Origin of the sequence: Allochromatium palmeri (assembly GCF_009720725.1) — a bacterium.
Classification (GTDB): domain Bacteria; phylum Pseudomonadota; class Gammaproteobacteria; order Chromatiales; family Chromatiaceae; genus Thermochromatium; species Thermochromatium palmeri.
On record NZ_WNKT01000029.1, the window covers coordinates 34,811 to 51,302 of the forward strand.

Annotated in this window: 15 protein-coding genes and 1 other RNA gene; 8 read left to right on the plus strand and 8 right to left on the minus strand. The window is 63.0% G+C overall.

The window, feature by feature from the left end:
* Positions 1-65: 65 nt before the first annotated feature.
* From GJ668_RS13020 to rsmI, 6 genes are all read right to left on the minus strand, one after another.
* On the minus strand, positions 66-1,847 hold the full coding sequence (locus GJ668_RS13020; RefSeq protein WP_155450576.1) for a peptidoglycan D,D-transpeptidase FtsI family protein: 1,782 nt from the start codon (positions 1,845-1,847) through the stop codon (positions 66-68).
* Positions 1,834-2,124 carry a cell division protein FtsL gene (gene ftsL, locus GJ668_RS13025; RefSeq protein WP_155450577.1) on the minus strand — a complete coding sequence of 97 codons (291 nt, stop codon included), beginning with the start codon at positions 2,122-2,124 and terminating at the stop codon, positions 1,834-1,836. Before ftsL ends, GJ668_RS13020 begins: the two co-directional genes overlap by 14 nt.
* Positions 2,121-3,068 carry a 16S rRNA (cytosine(1402)-N(4))-methyltransferase RsmH gene (gene rsmH, locus GJ668_RS13030; RefSeq protein WP_425482489.1) on the minus strand — a complete coding sequence of 316 codons (948 nt, stop codon included), beginning with the start codon at positions 3,066-3,068 and terminating at the stop codon, positions 2,121-2,123. The genes ftsL and rsmH overlap by 4 nt, the downstream gene beginning before the upstream one ends.
* Positions 3,069-3,180: 112 nt before the next feature.
* Positions 3,181-3,636 carry a division/cell wall cluster transcriptional repressor MraZ gene (gene mraZ / locus GJ668_RS13035; RefSeq protein ID WP_186343089.1) on the minus strand — a complete coding sequence of 152 codons (456 nt, stop codon included), beginning with the start codon at positions 3,634-3,636 and terminating at the stop codon, positions 3,181-3,183.
* A gap of 334 nt (positions 3,637-3,970) precedes the next feature.
* An RNA gene (gene rnpB / locus GJ668_RS13040) (RNase P RNA component class A) lies at positions 3,971-4,339 on the minus strand.
* A 92-nt stretch (positions 4,340-4,431) separates the two neighbouring features.
* A complete protein-coding gene (gene rsmI / locus GJ668_RS13045; protein ID WP_155450580.1) occupies positions 4,432-5,292 on the minus strand; it encodes a 16S rRNA (cytidine(1402)-2'-O)-methyltransferase in 861 nt (286 codons plus the stop codon).
* Between the two features lie 47 nt (positions 5,293-5,339).
* Here rsmI and GJ668_RS13050 point away from each other — a divergent pair, with 47 nt between their 5' ends.
* Genes GJ668_RS13050 through GJ668_RS13060 form a run of 3 tightly spaced genes read left to right on the plus strand, consistent with a single transcriptional unit; the run spans position 5,340 to position 9,012 of the window.
* Positions 5,340-7,205 carry a penicillin-binding protein activator gene (locus tag GJ668_RS13050; RefSeq protein WP_155450581.1) on the plus strand — a complete coding sequence of 622 codons (1,866 nt, stop codon included), beginning with the start codon at positions 5,340-5,342 and terminating at the stop codon, positions 7,203-7,205.
* The gene (locus GJ668_RS13055; RefSeq protein WP_155450582.1) at positions 7,202-7,579 is read left to right on the plus strand and encodes a YraN family protein; all 378 of its coding nucleotides are present in this window, start codon (positions 7,202-7,204) and stop codon (positions 7,577-7,579) included. The genes GJ668_RS13050 and GJ668_RS13055 overlap by 4 nt, the downstream gene beginning before the upstream one ends.
* A gap of 47 nt (positions 7,580-7,626) precedes the next feature.
* Positions 7,627-9,012 (plus strand): FAD-binding oxidoreductase, encoded by a 1,386-nt coding sequence (locus GJ668_RS13060; RefSeq protein ID WP_155450583.1) that lies wholly within the window; start codon positions 7,627-7,629, stop codon positions 9,010-9,012.
* Here the strand turns inward: GJ668_RS13060 and ptsP are convergent.
* Positions 9,009-11,270, minus strand: a complete 2,262-nt coding sequence (gene ptsP, locus GJ668_RS13065) for a phosphoenolpyruvate--protein phosphotransferase (RefSeq protein ID WP_155450584.1) — start codon at positions 11,268-11,270, stop codon at positions 9,009-9,011. The two genes, GJ668_RS13060 and ptsP, sit on opposite strands and share 4 nt — an antisense overlap.
* A gap of 107 nt (positions 11,271-11,377) precedes the next feature.
* Positions 11,378-11,926, minus strand: coding sequence for an RNA pyrophosphohydrolase (locus tag GJ668_RS13070; protein ID WP_155450585.1), 549 nt, complete (start codon positions 11,924-11,926; stop codon positions 11,378-11,380).
* A gap of 285 nt (positions 11,927-12,211) precedes the next feature.
* On the opposite strand from GJ668_RS13070, the gene GJ668_RS13075 reads away from it, so the two are divergent.
* From GJ668_RS13075 to GJ668_RS13095, 5 genes are all read left to right on the plus strand, one after another.
* Positions 12,212-12,868, plus strand: a complete 657-nt coding sequence (locus GJ668_RS13075) for a histidinol-phosphatase (RefSeq protein ID WP_186343090.1) — start codon at positions 12,212-12,214, stop codon at positions 12,866-12,868.
* 104 nt (positions 12,869-12,972) lie between these two features.
* Positions 12,973-13,734, plus strand: coding sequence for a GNAT family N-acetyltransferase (locus tag GJ668_RS13080; protein ID WP_155450586.1), 762 nt, complete (start codon positions 12,973-12,975; stop codon positions 13,732-13,734).
* Between the two features lie 104 nt (positions 13,735-13,838).
* Complete coding sequence (locus tag GJ668_RS13085) at positions 13,839-14,669, plus strand: lysophospholipid acyltransferase family protein (protein WP_155450596.1); 831 nt, start codon at positions 13,839-13,841, stop codon at positions 14,667-14,669.
* 3 nt (positions 14,670-14,672) lie between these two features.
* The gene (locus GJ668_RS13090) at positions 14,673-15,902 is read left to right on the plus strand and encodes a glycosyltransferase family 4 protein (RefSeq protein ID WP_155450587.1); all 1,230 of its coding nucleotides are present in this window, start codon (positions 14,673-14,675) and stop codon (positions 15,900-15,902) included.
* On the plus strand, positions 15,874-16,401 hold the full coding sequence (locus GJ668_RS13095) for a phosphatase PAP2 family protein (RefSeq protein ID WP_155450588.1): 528 nt from the start codon (positions 15,874-15,876) through the stop codon (positions 16,399-16,401). The genes GJ668_RS13090 and GJ668_RS13095 overlap by 29 nt, the downstream gene beginning before the upstream one ends.
* Positions 16,402-16,492 lie beyond the last annotated feature (91 nt).

A 16,492-nucleotide genomic window follows, 5' to 3' on the forward strand; every position in this document is an offset into this window, starting at 1 on the left:
ATGCCACGCCTCCCGCTCGACACACATCAGCCCGATGACTGAATCGAATCGATCCTGACGCCTCTTCATGGCGTGGCTCCCTGAGCCTGTTGCGCGAGCATCATCGACGGCTCGGGATCATCAGGCGAGACGTTGAACAGCCGCAGCGCACCTTCCATTACTTTCTGGAAGACGGGCGCCGCGACCACGCCGCCGTAATAGGCGCCGGCCCCCGGCTCGTCGATCATGACTACCATGACGAAACGCGGCCGGTCGGCCGGCACGAATCCAGCGAAGACCGACTGATAGCGGTTGCTCGAATAACCGGCCTTGCCCGCCGATTTTTTAGCCGTGCCAGTCTTGCCGGCAGCGTGATAGCCGGCGATCATCGCCTGCCTGGCTGTGCCCTGTTCGGAGACAACGGTCTCCATCATGGCCCGCAGCCGGCGAGTCGTACTCTGACTCAGAAGACGCGCCTCCTCGGACGTGGCTGAAACCGGCGTCAGCGGATCGCGCTTGAAGAGCGTCACAGGTCGCTTCACGCCATCGGCGGCCAGCACCAGATAGGCCTGGGCCAGTTGCAGCGAAGTCACCGAAAGGCCATAACCGAACGCATGGGTGGCGTGCTCGAAGGGACGCCAGGTCGAGTAGTGCCGGAGAATGCCGCGACTCTCGCCCGGAAAACCGACGCCGGTCGAATGACCGAATCCGAGCTGGTCGTAGAGCGTCCAGAGGTCGCCATAGCTCATCAACTGGGCGATCTTCACCGAGCCGACATTGCTCGACTTGGTGATGATGCCGGTCACATCCAGGGTGCCATAGTTGTGCACATCGCGGACGACATTGCGACCGATGTTGTAGGGTGCGGTCGAAAAGCGGCTGGCCGGTGTGATGACCTTCTTTTCGAGTGCGGCAGCGACCACGAACGGCTTGAGCGTCGAACCTGGCTCAAGGACATCGGTGACGGCGCGATTGCGCCGCCGCTCGCTGCCGCCGCTGCGATCGCTGTTGGGGTTGAAGCTCGGCTGATTGACCATGGCCAGCACCTCGCCGGTGGCGACATCGAGCACCACCAGCGTTCCACCCTTGGCTTTGTGTTCGGTCACAGCGGCTTTCAGCTCGCGATAGGCCAGATACTGCAACCGACGATCCAGAGTCAGCACCAGATCATGTCCAGGATGCGGCGGACTGACTTGCTCGACCTGTTGCACCGTGCGCTTGCGCCCATCGCGAATGACGCGCTGCAGGCCAGGTTCGGCCTTGAGCACCTTGTCGTACGCCAGCTCGATGCCTTCCTGCCCCCGGTCTTCGATGTTGGTGAAGCCGATCACATGGGCAAAGACCTCGGCGCCTGGATAGAAACGACGATATTCGCTGTCGAAGTCGACGCCCTCGATCTTGTGTTGTGCGATCACCTCGCGCACCGCACGCGCTTCATCAAAGGTCACGCGCCGCTTGACGTAGAGAAAGCCCTTATCGCGGTTGGACTCGATACGATCACGCAGAAAGGCTGCATCCATCCCGAGCGCGCCGGCAAGCGCCGGAATCGCGTCGAGATGATTGATCAACTTGCGCGGCTCGGCCCAGACCGTTTCGACCGGCGTGCTCACGGCCAAGGGTTCGCCGTTGCGATCCGTGATCATGCCGCGTCGGGCGGGAATGACGGCATCGCGCAGATAGCGCGCCTCACCCTCGCGCTGCAGGAACTCGGTCTGGATGACTTGCCGATAGAAGACCCCGGACACCAGCATGACAAAGGCCAGCGACAGCAGACCAACCAGGAGACGGCGGCGCAGAACGAAATTGGGCATGCGGCGGGGTTGCGGGGCTGGCAGGGGCCGCCGGGAGCGACGATTACTGACGGTCATGAGCGCGCTCCTCGATCAAAAGTACATCACCGACCCTGGGGGCGAACATGCCGAGTTCGCGGCGGGCCTTGCGCTCGACGAGCACATGGGTCGAGAGCGCGGCCTCTTCGAGACGCAGACGATTCCATTCAACGTCGATCGCATCGCGCTGGGCGCGCAGATCTTGCAGATGCGCGAAATGGATGCGTGTCAGATATTTGGTATGCACGACACCGACGGCCGTCAGAATGACGGCCAGCATGAATCCGGCGACCGTGAGCAGTCGAACGCGCGTCATGGCAAACGCTCGGCGACACGCATGATGGCGCTGCGCGCTCTCGGATTCTGGGTCTCCTCGGCCGCTGAGGGACGCACCGACTTGCCGATGGGACGCAGGCGCCCCTGGACGTCGACTGCGCGCGCTGGAACGCCCTTGGGCAGCTCCGGTCCCTTGGACTCGCGACGGATAAAGCGCTTTACGGGACGATCTTCAAGCGAGTGGAAGCTGATGACCACCAGTCGTCCGCCGATCGCCAATCGGTCGACGACCTGATCGAGGCAGTCGTGCAGTGCCTCCAACTCGCCATTGACCTGAATACGCAGTGCCTGAAAGGTGCGCGTGGCCGGATGCTTGCCCGGCTCGCGCCTGGGTACGGCACGCGCAACCAGTTCGGCCAGCTGTGCCGTCGAGCGAATCGGACTCTGGACGCGCGTCTCGACGATGGCGCGCGCGATGCGATTGGCGAAACGCTCCTCGCCGAACTCACGCAAGACGGTCGCGATCTCGGACTGGTCGGCGCGCGCCAGCCATTGCGCGGCCGATTCACCGCTGTCGGGATCCATGCGCATGTCCAGCGGACCATCGGCCATGAAGCTGAACCCACGCTCAGGCTGATCCAACTGCGGCGAGGAAACTCCCAGATCCAGCAATAAACCGTTCAGCCGCGATTCGAGGCCCGCCTCGGCGAGCAGACGGCCGAGGTCGCCGAAAGACCCCCGGTGGATCGAGAAGCGCGAATCCTCAGCCGCAAGCGCCTGACCGACGGCAACGGCCTCGGGATCGCGATCGAGGCCGAGTAGACGACCAGACGCGCCGAGCCGCGAAAGAATGGCGCGACTGTGCCCGCCACGGCCAAAGGTGCCGTCGACATAGATTCCGTCCGGCTGCACCAGCAAGGCGGACACAGTCTCCTCCAGTAATACGGGCTTGTGCGACAAAACAGTTTTCTCCGAACCGCCGATGCAGATGGCGTTGCGCGTTCCACGTCAATGAGCCTGAATCCATCCGGAACGACCCGGACTCAGGGCGGTTCGATCGTTGAAAAATCAAAAATTCTGAGTGTGGCGTCTTGACTCACAGAGTCAGCGTGCCGAGTCCTGAGGCCATCGCCAGCTCGTTGATGGCCAAATCGTTCAGGGCCGCCTCGGTGCGCGCCTGCCAGGCCGATTCGTCCCAAATCTCGAACTTGACGCCTTGCCCCACGAAAGCGACCCGCTTATCGAGCGCGGCGAATTCGCGCAGATAGCGCGGCAGCAGAATTCGCCCCTGGGCGTCGATATCCACTTCCTGCGCGTTACCGACGTAGAGACGTTGCAAGGCGCGCGCCGTTGAATCGAGCGCGGGGAGCGCGGCGAACTGGCGTTCGATGATGATCCACTCAGGTTCTGGATAGAGCAGCAGGCAGCGGTCGCGATCCACTGTGACGACTAAACGCGAACCGGATAGTTCTTCCAGTTGCTCTCGATGCTTGGACGGAATCGCCAAACGCCCCTTGGCATCCAGGCTGACAATGGTCAGGCCACGAAACACCAGCGTCCTCCCAAGCGGCTTGCTTGCAGCGAAACGCCCCCTATTTCCCCACTCTTTCCCACTTCCCAGCCATGTTAGAGAGGGTCTAGATCAACGTCAAGAAATCCTTAGCCTTTATTCTTGAGAGTCAGCGACTTACAGAGTGAAGCTGACACAAACCCGAAGTACTGAAAAAATACTAGCGATTCAGCGCGGTGAATCCAAAAGCTCAGAAATGACATGAACAAACATCGATAAGTAAACGATGTATCAGGGTGTTTGTATCACCCTGAATCCAAAGGTCATTCGCGATGAGGTCGAGCCGACGGACAGCGGAATGCTCGAAAGAGAAGGGGTAAGGAGTCGGCCGATAAGCCGGGTTCTGTCGCGGACAGTCATTCATCTGGGACGCGCGTCACCGCGCGCCTCAAGCGACCTACCCGGGAACACGCGCGGGCCGCGCGCCGCAGCCGAGGCTGCATGTTCCCCTATTTGGTCTTGCTCCGGGTGGGGTTTACCCTGCCACTGATGTTGCCACCAGCGCGGTGCGCTCTTACCGCACCATTTCACCCTTACCGGCGCGAGCGAAGCCCGAACCGGCGGTATCTTTTCTGTGGCACTTTCCGTGGACTCGCGCCCCCCAGGCGTTACCTGGCACCCTGCCCGATGGAGCCCGGACTTTCCTCCCTTTCCAAGCGGAAAGAGCGACTGTCTGGCCAACTCCTTAGCGCGATATCTTAACAAATTACATCGGTCTCTGTCGCGCGCCATGCGCCATCTATGTACAGCCCTGCCAGCACCGCCCAAGCGGAGTGATCAACTGGACTCGGCACCGAGATTCAGCTCCAAACCCAACCGATAGAGCGCGTTCTTTTTGGCGCCTGTCAGACGGGCCGCTACGGCTGTCGCCTGACTCAGCGGCATGGCTTCACAGAGAAGGCGTAAGACCCGGATGGATTCGTTGCGCGACGCATCGGTTTCGGACTCCGGACAACCCTCGACCAAAATCACCATTTCGCCGAGACGCTGCTCTGCATCCGACTCCAGACGCATGATGAGTTCGCTGGCCGGACCGAGTAGAAAGGTCTCGAAATGCTTGGTCAACTCGCGCGCAATGACGCAACGCCGTCCATCACCCAGGACCGCTTGCAGGTCGCGCAGCGTCTCCAGTGCCCGCTTGGCGCTTTCGTAGAGGATGAGCGTCCCCGGTTCACGGGCGACCGACTCGATCCAGGCCCGGCGGCGAGACTGGGTACGGGGTGGAAAACCGAGAAAGAGGAAGCGGTCGCTCGGCAGTCCCGAGGCCGAGAGCGCACAGATGGCCGCGCTTGCCCCCGGAATGGGCACGACGTTCAAACCCCGCTCACGGGCCGCCGCGACCAGGGTATAACCCGGATCGCTGATCAGTGGCGTGCCCGCGTCCGAGACCAGGGCCAGGCGCTGTCCCGACTCCAGCGCCTCCAGCAGACGCGGTGTCAACTCGGACTCATTGTGATCATGATAGGCGATCAGCTCGGCCGAGATCCCGCAATGCGCGAGCAGACGACGTGTCTCGCGCGTATCCTCGGCGGCGATGGAATCGACCTCGGCGAGCACCTGACGCGCGCGCGCGCTGAGATCGCCGAGATTGCCGATCGGCGTGGCTACCACGTATAGTACTCCGGCCTGTCGTTGCATCTTCCGCCCTCCGGCAGACTCTGACAAAAGAATACGGACACGGAATCATGCCCAAGAATCGCGTCGACCGTACCGCTTTTTCCTTGCGCTGGCGGTTTGCGCCGCTGCTCGTCGCCTCGGTCCTGTCGGGTTGTGCCGTACAACCGATCCAGGATCCGGCCAGCCTGCTCGCCAGCGTTCCGGCGGCTGAGCTGAGCCGTGCTAACGCCCTGGAGACTCAGGGCCAGGTCGACGAGGCCGCTGCACTCTACCTGGAACTGGCGCCCCGCGCTCAAGCTCCGGCCAAGGCCGAACTCAGACTCCAGGCCGCCCAGGCCTATCTGGCCGGCGGTCGGGTCAGCCAGGCGCGCCAGACGCTCGATGCGCTCGAACCGGCTGGACTCGTCGGTGGCCAACTGGAACGATCACGCTTGCTCAAGGCCGAACTCGCCCTCGCGGCCAAACAGCCCAAGGCCGCTATCGCCGAACTCAACCGTCTGAATACGACGCTCCCCAAATCACTCAAGATCCGACGGATCGGACTGCTGGCGGCCGCCCAGCGACTCGATAATGATCCGCTGGCCTCCGCCGAGTCACTGCTCAAACTCGATGCCCTGCTCGATGGGCCGGTCCGGATGACCAATCAGGTTTCGCTGGTCGCAACGCTGGCACTGATCAGCGAGGACGACGTGCTCAAGCTCATCCGCTCGAGTCGCGGCCCGATGAAGGGCTGGGCCGAGATCGCCCAGCTCGTACAGCGCCAGAGTGCTGATCCTAAGCAACTGGAAGCGGCCTATCGTCAATGGCACCAGGGTTGGACGAGCCACCCGGCGCTTCCCGGGCTGGTACGCGCCTATACAGGAGAGGGGCCGACTGGATACGCAACCGCTCAACCGCTGACCGTGATGCTGCCCAATGGCGGGCGTTTCGCGGCCGCCGCCAAGGCGATTCGCGATGGCATCGAGGCGGCCAACCGCGCCGACACGGTCAATCAGCGCCCGTCATTGACCTTCGCCGACAGCACCAAGGCCAACCGAGTGCGCACGCTGTACGCTTCTGCCACCACGCGCGGTGCCGATTATGTGATCGGCCCGCTGGAAAAACCGGCCGTCGATGCGCTGGTCGACGCCAAGGCGTTGCAGGTCCCCACGCTCGCGCTGAACGAATCCACCGAAGCGGAACGTCGCGCCCTGAATCTGTTCCAATTCGCGCTCTCACCCGAGAACGAGGCGGCCGAGGCGGCGAACAAGGGTCTCAGTCTGGGCGCCAGGCGTGCGCTCGTCCTCCATCCAGACGATGCCTGGGGCCAGCGTCTGGCGACAGCCTTTAGCGCACAATGGCGCGCTCAAGGCGGCAGCCTGCTCGGTCAAGCCAGCTTCGATCCGGCCTGGTCGAGCTATAACAAAACACTGGACCGACTCATGGCGGCTCAGGACGCCGACCTGCTGTTCCTGGTTGCCACGGCCGAGATGGCGCGCAAGATCTATCCCCAGATCCAGGCCACCGCGAAAAACCCCCTGATCGTCATCTCGACCTCGCACGTCTATTCGGGGCGCTTCGATGCCAACGCCGACAGGGCCTTGGTCGGACTCTATTTCGTCGACATTCCCTGGATGCTCGACCTGGGCGGCGCGGGGCCACTGGCGCACCGTGCCGTCATGGGTCAGACCGCCAGCGCCGCGGGTCCGCTCGCCAGACTCTACGCCATGGGGATCGATGCCTATCGTTTGGCACCGCAGCTGTCGGAGCTGGCCGCGAACCCTGGCGCCTATGTCCCCGGCCAAACCGGCGGGCTGGCGATCGACCCGCTGGGCCGGATCACCCGTCAACTGGCGCTCGGACGCTTCACCGAGACTGGCCCGCGTTTGGCCAATGGCGCGGACCGGCCAGACGACTCGCGCGCCAAGACCACCGCGGCGGTCGGCTCTGAATGAGCGCTGAACCCCGCGGCGGCCGATTGCGCCCGGACACGCGCGCAATCGGCGAGGCCAAGGAGCGTATTGCTGAGTCCTTTCTAACCACCCAGGGTCTGACACTGGTCGCGCGCAATCATCGCTGTCGCCGCGGTGAGATCGATCTGGTGATGCGTGATGCGTCCATCCTGGTCTTCGTCGAGGTGCGCTATCGGCGCTCCGCGCGCTTCGGCACCGCCGCTGCGACCGTGGACGCGCGCAAACAACAGCGTCTGATCCTGGCGGCGCGTCATTATCTCCTCATGCACCCCACCCAACTGGCCTGCCGGTTCGATGTCGTGGCCATCGGCGCCCAGGACGACATTGAGTGGATCAAGCAGGCCTTCACGCTCTAGGCCAGCGCACGCACAGCCTCCAAACTCTATTGCCTACCGGACCCCGAATGCCTGAACTCACGGCTGGACTGCGCGCCGAGCTGGCGCGAATCGCGGGCGCTGACGCGCTACTGACCGACCCGGCTGACTGCTGGCCCTATGGCTATGACAACAGTCGCCGTCAGGCTCTGCCCCAAGCGGTTGTCTTCGCGCGCGACGAGGCTCAGGTCGCCGCGCTGGTCCGGCTCTGCGCGGAGGCTGGATTGCCGCTGATCGCCCGTGGCCTGGGCACCGGCACTACTGGCGCCACGGTGCCCGATCGCGGCGGCGTCGTGCTCTCGTTCGAACGCATGGACCGGATCCAGCGTATCGAACCCGGCGACCGATTGGCGGTGGTCGAACCGGGCGTGACCAACGCGCGGTTGCAGCAGGCCATCGCCGCCGCGGGCTTCTTCTGGCCGCCGGACCCGACCAGCGCCGCCACCTGCACCATCGGCGGCAACCTGGCCTATAACTCAGCGGGCCCGCGCGCGGTCAAGTACGGCACGCCGCGCGAGAACACCCTGGGTCTGCGCGCGGTGAGCGGCACGGGTGAGGTCTTCCACACCGGTGTCCTCACTACCAAGGGCGTGGTCGGCTATGACCTGACGCGGCTCATCATCGGCTCCGAGGGCACGCTCGCGCTCGTCACCGAGGCCACACTCAAACTCACCCCGCTCCCCGAGGCCAAGCGCACCCTGCGCGCGACCTATGCTGACATCCACAGCGCCGCGCTCGCCGTCTCGGCCATCATGGCCCAGCCGGTCACGCCCTGCGCGCTGGAGATTATGGACGGTTCGGCGATCGAGATGGTCAGCCGCTATTCCGAACTCGACCTGCCGGCGGGGGCTGGAGCGCTGTTGATGATCGAGGTCGACGGTCCGGCGGCCTGTATCCAGGAAGCCCAGCGGGCGGTCGGTGAGGCGGCGCGTGTCTCGGGTCTGCTGGAATTGCGCCTCGCTGAGACCACCGAGGAAGTGGCGGCGCTCTGGAAAACACGCAAGGCACTGTCTCCGGCCCTGCGTCACATCGCCCCGAAGAAGATCAACGAGGACGTGGTGGTGCCTGTTTCGCACATGGGCGCGTTCATCAATGGGCTGGAGCAACTCGCGCACGAAACCGGTATTCGTATCGTCAACTTCGGGCATGCCGGCAACGGCAACATCCATGTCAATCTGCTGATCGATCCGGACGACGCCGAGGAGGTCGCGCGCGCTGCGCACTGTCTGGACGCGGTCTTCACGCTGGTGCTGCGGCTAGGGGGAACGCTCTCAGGTGAGCACGGCGTGGGACTCGAAAAGCGCGATTTCGTCGACCGCGAACTCGACCCGGTCGCGCTGCGGCTCATGCACGCCATCAAGTCGCAGTTCGATCCGGCGGGCATCCTCAATCCCGGCAAGTCGCTGCCCGTCTAGCGACCCGGTCGCACCAGACCGCCCAGTCCGACGGTCTCCAGTGCATCGAGCAGCAGACGACGCACCGAGCCGGCATCCTCGCATTGCAGGGCAACCTTGAGCACCTCACGCGCCCGCGCGCGGCTGATGCTGCGGATAACCTTCTTGACCCGCAGCAGACTGCCGGCCCCCATGCTGAGGCTGTGCACGCCCATGCCCAGCAGCAAAAAGGTCGCCAGCGGGTCGCCGGCCATTTCGCCGCAGACGCTGACTTCCTTGCCGTGGAGCCGCGCGCCGGTCAGGATCTGCAAAAGCGCGCGCAGGACCGCTGGATGATATTCGTTGTAGAGCTTGGCCACATGCGGATTGTTACGATCAACCGCCAGTAGATACTGGGTGAGATCATTGGTGCCCACGGACAGAAAATCGACCCGGCGCGCCAGGGCCTCGGCTTGGTAGACGGCCGCCGGCACTTCGATCATGACCCCGACCGGCGGCATCCGCACCTGATAGCCTTCCTCCAGCAGCTCGTCATGGGCGCGCTGGATCAGGAGCAAGGCATCGTCGACCTCGCCGACGGTGCTGACCATGGGCAGCAGCAGTTGCAGGTTGTCGAGTCCGATGGCCGCGCGCAGGACCGCGCGCACCTGGGTCAGAAAAATCTCGGGATGATCGAGCGTGATGCGGATGCCGCGCCAGCCGAGGAAGGGATTGGCCTCGTGCATCGGAAAGTACGGCAACGGCTTGTCGCCGCCGATGTCGAGCGTGCGGATGGTCACCGGACGCGGCGCGAACAGCTCCAGGACATGCCGGTAGTTGCTCATCTGCGCCGCCTCGCTCGGAAAGCTGTCGCGCACGATGAAGGGCAGTTCGGTGCGGTAGAGACCGACGCCGGCCGACTCCTCGATGCCGAGCGGGCGGCTCTCGGACACCAGCCCCGTATTGAGATAGAGCGGAATCGTATAGCCATCAGTGGTATCGGCCGGCAGATGACTCAGAGCTTGCAGCTCAGAGGTCAGGGCCGCGTCATCAGCCGCGAGACGCTGGTACTCCGAACGCACGGCCGGCCCCGGCGAGACATACACGCGCCCGCGGTAGCCGTCGACCACCATTTCGCGCCCCTCGACCCGGCTGACCGGCAGATCGGACACCCCCATGGCCGCCGGAACACCCATGCCGCGCGCCAGGATGCCGACATGCGATGAACCCGAACCCGTGGTTGACACGACCCCGGCCAGCTTCTCGCGCGGCACATCGGCGATCTGCATGGCGCTGATCTCCTCACCCACCAGGATGGTGTGTGACGCATACTGGATCGGTGTCGTGTCCCGATTCTGTAAGTGCATCAGGATACAGCGCCCCAGATCGCGCACGTCCGAGGCCCGCTCGCGCAGGTAGGCATCATCCATGGCGTCGAACACCCGTGCGTGATCGGCGATGGTCTCGCGCAAGGCACCCGGCGCCCAGTTGCCGGCGCGAATCCGTGACAGCGTGCCATCGATCAGGGTGTCGCTCTCCAGCATCAGCCGCCAGGCATCGAACAGCGCCATGTCCTCGACACGCAGATGGACCTGGGTGCGGCTGGCGAAACGATCGAGGTCGCCGGCAACCTCGCGCACCGCCCGGCGAAATTCCTCGGCCTCAGCGTCCAGATCCTCGGGGCGTCGATCGGGCACGGCGTCCAGATCGGCCGGCGGATAGACCACAACCGCGTGTCCGATGCCGATGCCCGGCGAGGCGGCCAGTCCCGGCAGAAAGCGTTGCGGGATGCCGTCGTCCTGCAAGCGCACCAACTCGCCGCTGGTACGGGCAAAGGTGATGGCACCGGCCAGTTGCGAGGCCAGGGTCATGACGAAGGTGACCTCGTCCTCACCGAAGTGGCGCCGCTGGCGCTGGCGCAGCACCAGGACGCCGAGCACCTTGCGATTCTGGATGATGGGCGCGCCGAGAAAGCCGTGATACCGCTCTTCGCCGGTATCGGTGATGCATTCATAGCGCGGATGGTTGGCGGCGTCGTCGAGATTGATTGGCTCGGCGCGCTCGCTCACCTGCCCGATCAGTCCGCGCCCGAGTTCGAGCCGTACCCGTCCCACGGCATCCAGGCGCAGACCATCGGTCGCGTGCAGGATGTGGCGATGATTGTCGTAGTCGTTGAGATAGACCGAGCAGACATCCGCCCCCACGGCCTGCTTGACACGGCGCACGATGATGGAGAGCGCCTGCTCGAGATCACGGGCGTTGTTCACCTCCTGAACGATACGCCTGAGTGATTCGAGCATGCTGGGCGAGGTGATCGCGCCCTGGGAAGATGGGATCTCGGACAAATTCGTGCCTGATTGCATGCGGACCTAAGCCATTCCCTCGACCCTTTCCCGGTGGAAGGGGCTCATGGATATCCCTGACGTAACAATCTGGAGGGGCCAGCGTAGACATGGCGGCGATCCGGAACCCCCTCGGGATAGAGAGCGGGTGCCAACTCTTCGAGTGCCTGCTGGTAGACATGGCGCTTGAAATACACCACCTCGTAGAGCGGCTGCCAATAGCGCACCCAACGCCAGGCGTCGAACTCGGGCTTGTCGGTGCGATCGAGGCAGAAGGCATCCTCGTCACAATCGACACGCAGCATGAACCACACTTGCTTCTGGCCGATACAGGTCGGGCCGGGGCCACAGTAATGGCGTCGGATGTAGCGCTTGGGCAGGTGATAACGCAGCCAACCGCGCGTACAACCCAGGATGGTGACCTGCTGTTCGCGCAGACCGACTTCCTCTTCCAGCTCGCGAAACATGGCCTGTTCGGGCGTCTCATCGGGGTTGATGCCACCCTGAGGAAACTGCCAGGCGTTCTGGCCAACGCGGCGCCCCCAGAATAGGCGACGGTCCTGATTACTCAGGATAATGCCAACATTGGGTCTAAAGCCGTCGTGGTCGATCAAGGATGCGTCTCTCCTTGGCTTGTTACTGGCTCATTCTTCCATAGAGCAGTCGTTTCCGGCAAGCCAGCGAACGTATAAGCGATTTCCAATCAAGAGCTTGGTTGTCACCAAGCGCGGACACGCTGATACGGGCCGAATCGCCGGGATGTCCTCCATCTCGCTCGTCACAGGCGGTTGATCACAGCCATCCGCCCTTGAAACCCGCGCGCCAATCCCGGAGTATCACCCTCAAGGGCGCAAGATCCGCGCCAGACTCCCCTTCACTCACAGACTGGAATCAGCCGCGTGCCACTCGCTATCTTCGATCTCGACAATACACTCTTAGACGGTGACTCGGACTATCTCTGGGGATGCTATCTCGCCCAACATGGACTTGTGGACGGCGCTGAATACGCGCGCGAGAACGAGCGATTCTATCGCGAATATCAGGCCGGCACCCTGGATATCCAAGAATTTCTGCGTTTTTCGCTGCGTCCGTTGCGCGAGCACCCGCGCGAGCGTCTGGAGGCGTTGCGCGCGCGCTTCCTCGAAGAGCAGATCGAGCCGATCATGACTCCGGCCGCGCGCGCGCTCGTCGCGCGTCACCAGTCCGATGGTGACACCCTGCTCATCATCACCGCGACCAATGCCTTTGTCACGGCACCGATCGCCGAGCGCTTCGGCGTGCCGCATCTGATTGCCACCCTGCCCGCCGAACGCGACGGCGCTTATACGGGTGAGGTCGAGGGTGTGCCCTCCTTTCGTGAGGGCAAGGTCGAGCGGCTCGAACACTGGCTCGCCGAGCAGGGGTTGGATCTTGCGGGCAGTTACTTCTACAGCGACTCGCATAACGATCTGCCGCTGCTGGAGCGGGTCGAGCGACCGATTGCCGTCAATCCGGATGCTCAGTTGCGTGCCACGGCCGAGACACGCGGCTGGCCGATCCTGTCGCTACGTGACTGAGAGCGCTGCCTGCGTTCACCGACCTGTCATCCACTCCACATCAGGCCGCAACACTCGCCGCCTAAGATAGCTCTCCAGGCATTCTTCACCTGTGAGGGCATTCAATGGTCGCTTCGGCTTCCGCGTCGCTCGCCAAGCGTGGCGAGCGTCTCTATGTCGAGATCGCAACATCCGAGTCCGAGGTGCGCGAAGCTCAGGCTTTGCGCTACCAGGTCTTCGGCGAGGAAATGGGGGCTCAGCTCACGGGCGGGCCGGGCTACGACCGCGACGCATTCGACGACCATTGTCAGCATCTGCTCGTCCGCGACTCACGCACCGGGCGAGTCGTCGGCTGCACCCGTCTGCTGACCGACCAGAACGCGGCACGAGTCGGACGTTTTTACTCGGAGAGTGAATTCGCACTGGAGTCGATCACGCGTCTGGATGGACGTCTGCTGGAGGTCGGCCGTACCTGTATCGCGTCTGAGTTCCGGCAGGGATCGGCGCTTGCCGTGCTCTGGTCGGGCCTGGCCGGATTCGTCCGCATCAACGGTTTCGACTATCTCTTCGGCTGCGCCAGCGTCCCACTCGGTGAGCGGGACATCCAGGCGGCGGCCATCATGAACCGACTGCGCCGCCAAGCGATGGCGCCCGAGGATCGGCGCGTCACGCCGCACACGCCACTGCTCACGACCCAGGTCGCCGATGACGTCCTGGATGCCCCCTTGCCGCCCTTGCTGCGCGCCTATGTCCGTCTCGGTGCCAAGGCCTGCGGCGAACCCTGTCGCGATCCAGAGTTCGGCGTTGCCGACGTGCTGATGCTGCTCGACCTCAAGACGCTGAGTCCGGCCTACTCACGGCATTTTTTCGACAGACACGGCTTTTGAGCCGCGCCGAGTGGCCGTCCTATGCCTCGCTGCAATGCACCACACTCGACGCCAATGCTTCTCACGAATCGTTTTCGCGCCCAAGTCCAATGGCGCATAAAACCATGATGGCGCGAATACTTTGGCGAACCTGGCGTGTCGGCGAGCACCTCGCGACCGGCGTGCTCGTCGGTCTCTATGCCACCCTTCGCCGTCGCCGGCCACAGCGACCGACCTGGTTGCCAAGCGCTGTGCGCTGGTGGCATGGACGGCTCGTTCGGGCACTGGGTGTTCAGGTTCGTGTCGAGGGCCGATTGGAAACCAACTGTCTGTTGATCGGCAATCATATCTCCTGGCTCGACATCCCGATCCTCGGTGCGCAGGGCGAGATTCGCTTTCTCTCCAAGTCGGATGTCCGACGCTGGCCGCTGATCGGCTGGATGGCGGTACTCGCCGGAACGCGCTTCATCGAACGCGGCGCGCACCAGTCTGAGCACGTTCTCAGCCAGTTGCGCGAGGATCTGGAGTCGCGGCGCACGGTCATGATCTTCCCGGAGGGCACCACGACCGATGGGCGAACCCTCGGGCGTTTCCATCCCCGGCTCTTCGCCCTCGCCCAGTCTTCCGGCGTGCGCATCCAGCCTGTCGCCATTCGCTATCGACGTCTGGACGACCCGGCCCCGGACACGGCTGTCCCCTATATCGGCGATGACAGTCTGATTGCCAACCTCGGGCGTCTCATTCGTCATCCAGGGCTGATCGCCCAGATCCATTTTCTTCCGGCGGTGTACGCCCTGGAGGGTGAGTCACGCCGCGCACTGGCTGAGCGCGTACGCCTTGCCATTCTCGCCTCGCTCAACGCTTTGGACAGAACGTCGACAATGACCGCCAAGGACGAAGTTTCGGTGGTCGACGATGATGAAATTCCATTCCGGCTGGAGCCTGGAGCCGCCTGAATCATGTCTAGCACAACGCGGATCACGTCCCCGTCACCACTCGATCGGCTCAAGATCGCCATCGTGACCGAGACCTATCCCCCTGAGATCAACGGCGTAGCCAATACCATGCGCCATTTCGCCGAAGGGATGGCCGAGCGTGGTCATGGCATCCAACTGGTTCGACCGCGACAACCCGCCGATCCGCGACGCCCCGAAGGCACAGAAACGCTTGATCTGCATCTGGTGCCTGGTCTACCGATCCCCGGCTATCGAGGTCTGCGTTTCGGGCTCCCGGTCTATTGGCGTCTGCGCCGTCTCTGGCATCGAAGCGCGCCCGACCTGGTCTATATCGCAACCCAGGGGCCGCTCGGCCATGCCGCGCTCTCGGCGGCACGGGCGCTTGCGATCCCTACGGTCACCGGGTTTCACACCCATTTTCAGCAATATAGTCAACATTATGGTCTCGGCGCTCTGACACATCAGATCGAGGGGACGCTGAGGCACTTCCACAACCGCTCCGACACAACGCTGGTTCCGACCGCTGACTTGCGCGACAGCTTAGCGAACGAGGGCTTCGAAAACCTTCATGTCTTCGGACGTGGGGTAGATGTCACGCGATTCTCGCCAGACTGGCGTTCCGACGCACTACGTCGCTCCTGGGGATGTAGCGAGAATGATCTGGTCGCACTCTATGTCGGCCGAATCGCGGCGGAGAAGAATCTAGCCCTGGCGCTTGCTGGCTTTCGTGCCATTCAGCGCCAGTGTCCGAGCGCGCGCTTCGTGCTGGTCGGTGATGGTCCTGAACGGGCGCATTTGCAACAGGAACATCCCGATCTGATCTTTGCAGGCGCGCGCGTCGGAGACGAACTTGCCGCGCACTATGCCTCGGGCGACCTTTTCCTGTTTCCAAGTCTCACCGAGACCTTTGGCAATGTCGTCACCGAAGCCATGGCGAGTGCTCTACCTGTCATCGCCTTCGATTACGCGGCCGCGCATGCACACGTCTCATCAGGGATCAATGGTGTGACCGTACCGATCGAGGCCGGCCCTGATTTTGTTGCCGCCTGTCTCGACTGTGTTGGCGATCGGGAACGACTGCGTCGAATGGGGTTCGAAGCCAGAAGGGCCGCGCTGAAGATTGGTTGGGATCGTGTCCTGGGGCGGGTTGAGGAACAATTATTTGCGGTGATTCATAGACGACGAGTGAAAGCGGAGTCCTGTCATGCAAGCTTGGCTACAACACCTGAATGAGTTGGAAATGTCCGTCTGTCGTCTCTGGACACGTTCCGGGCAACGTTTCTGGATTCGGCGACCCTTTGCCCTGATCAGTCGCTTGGGAGATGGTGTGTTCTGGTATAGCCTCATGGCCGCCCTGCCATTGGTCTATGGATTGAACGGATTACAAGCCAGTTTGCACATGATGGCGACCGGCGGTGTGGCACTACTTCTCTACAAGTCGCTTAAAGGCCTGACGCGGCGTGCTCGCCCCTGTCATCATTCACATGACATCATGGCCTTAGTTCCGCCGCTCGACCAATATAGTTTTCCCTCCGGGCATACACTCCATGCTGTCACTTTCTCGACTGTCGCCATCTACTACATCCCCGAATTAGCTTGGATTCTGGTTCCTTTCTCGACCCTGATTGCGCTTTCGCGCATCATTCTAGGACTTCATTATCCAAGCGACGTCTTGATGGCAACCGTGATCGGTTTAGGTTTAGCGTATTTAAGCATTTCGGCGATCATGTAAACGATGATCAAGCCCAAAACCAAGACCCCCGCCACTGTGTAGTGGAGGGGGTAATGGAGGAAGAGGGCCCTGGCGGTGCCCTAGGTTCGCA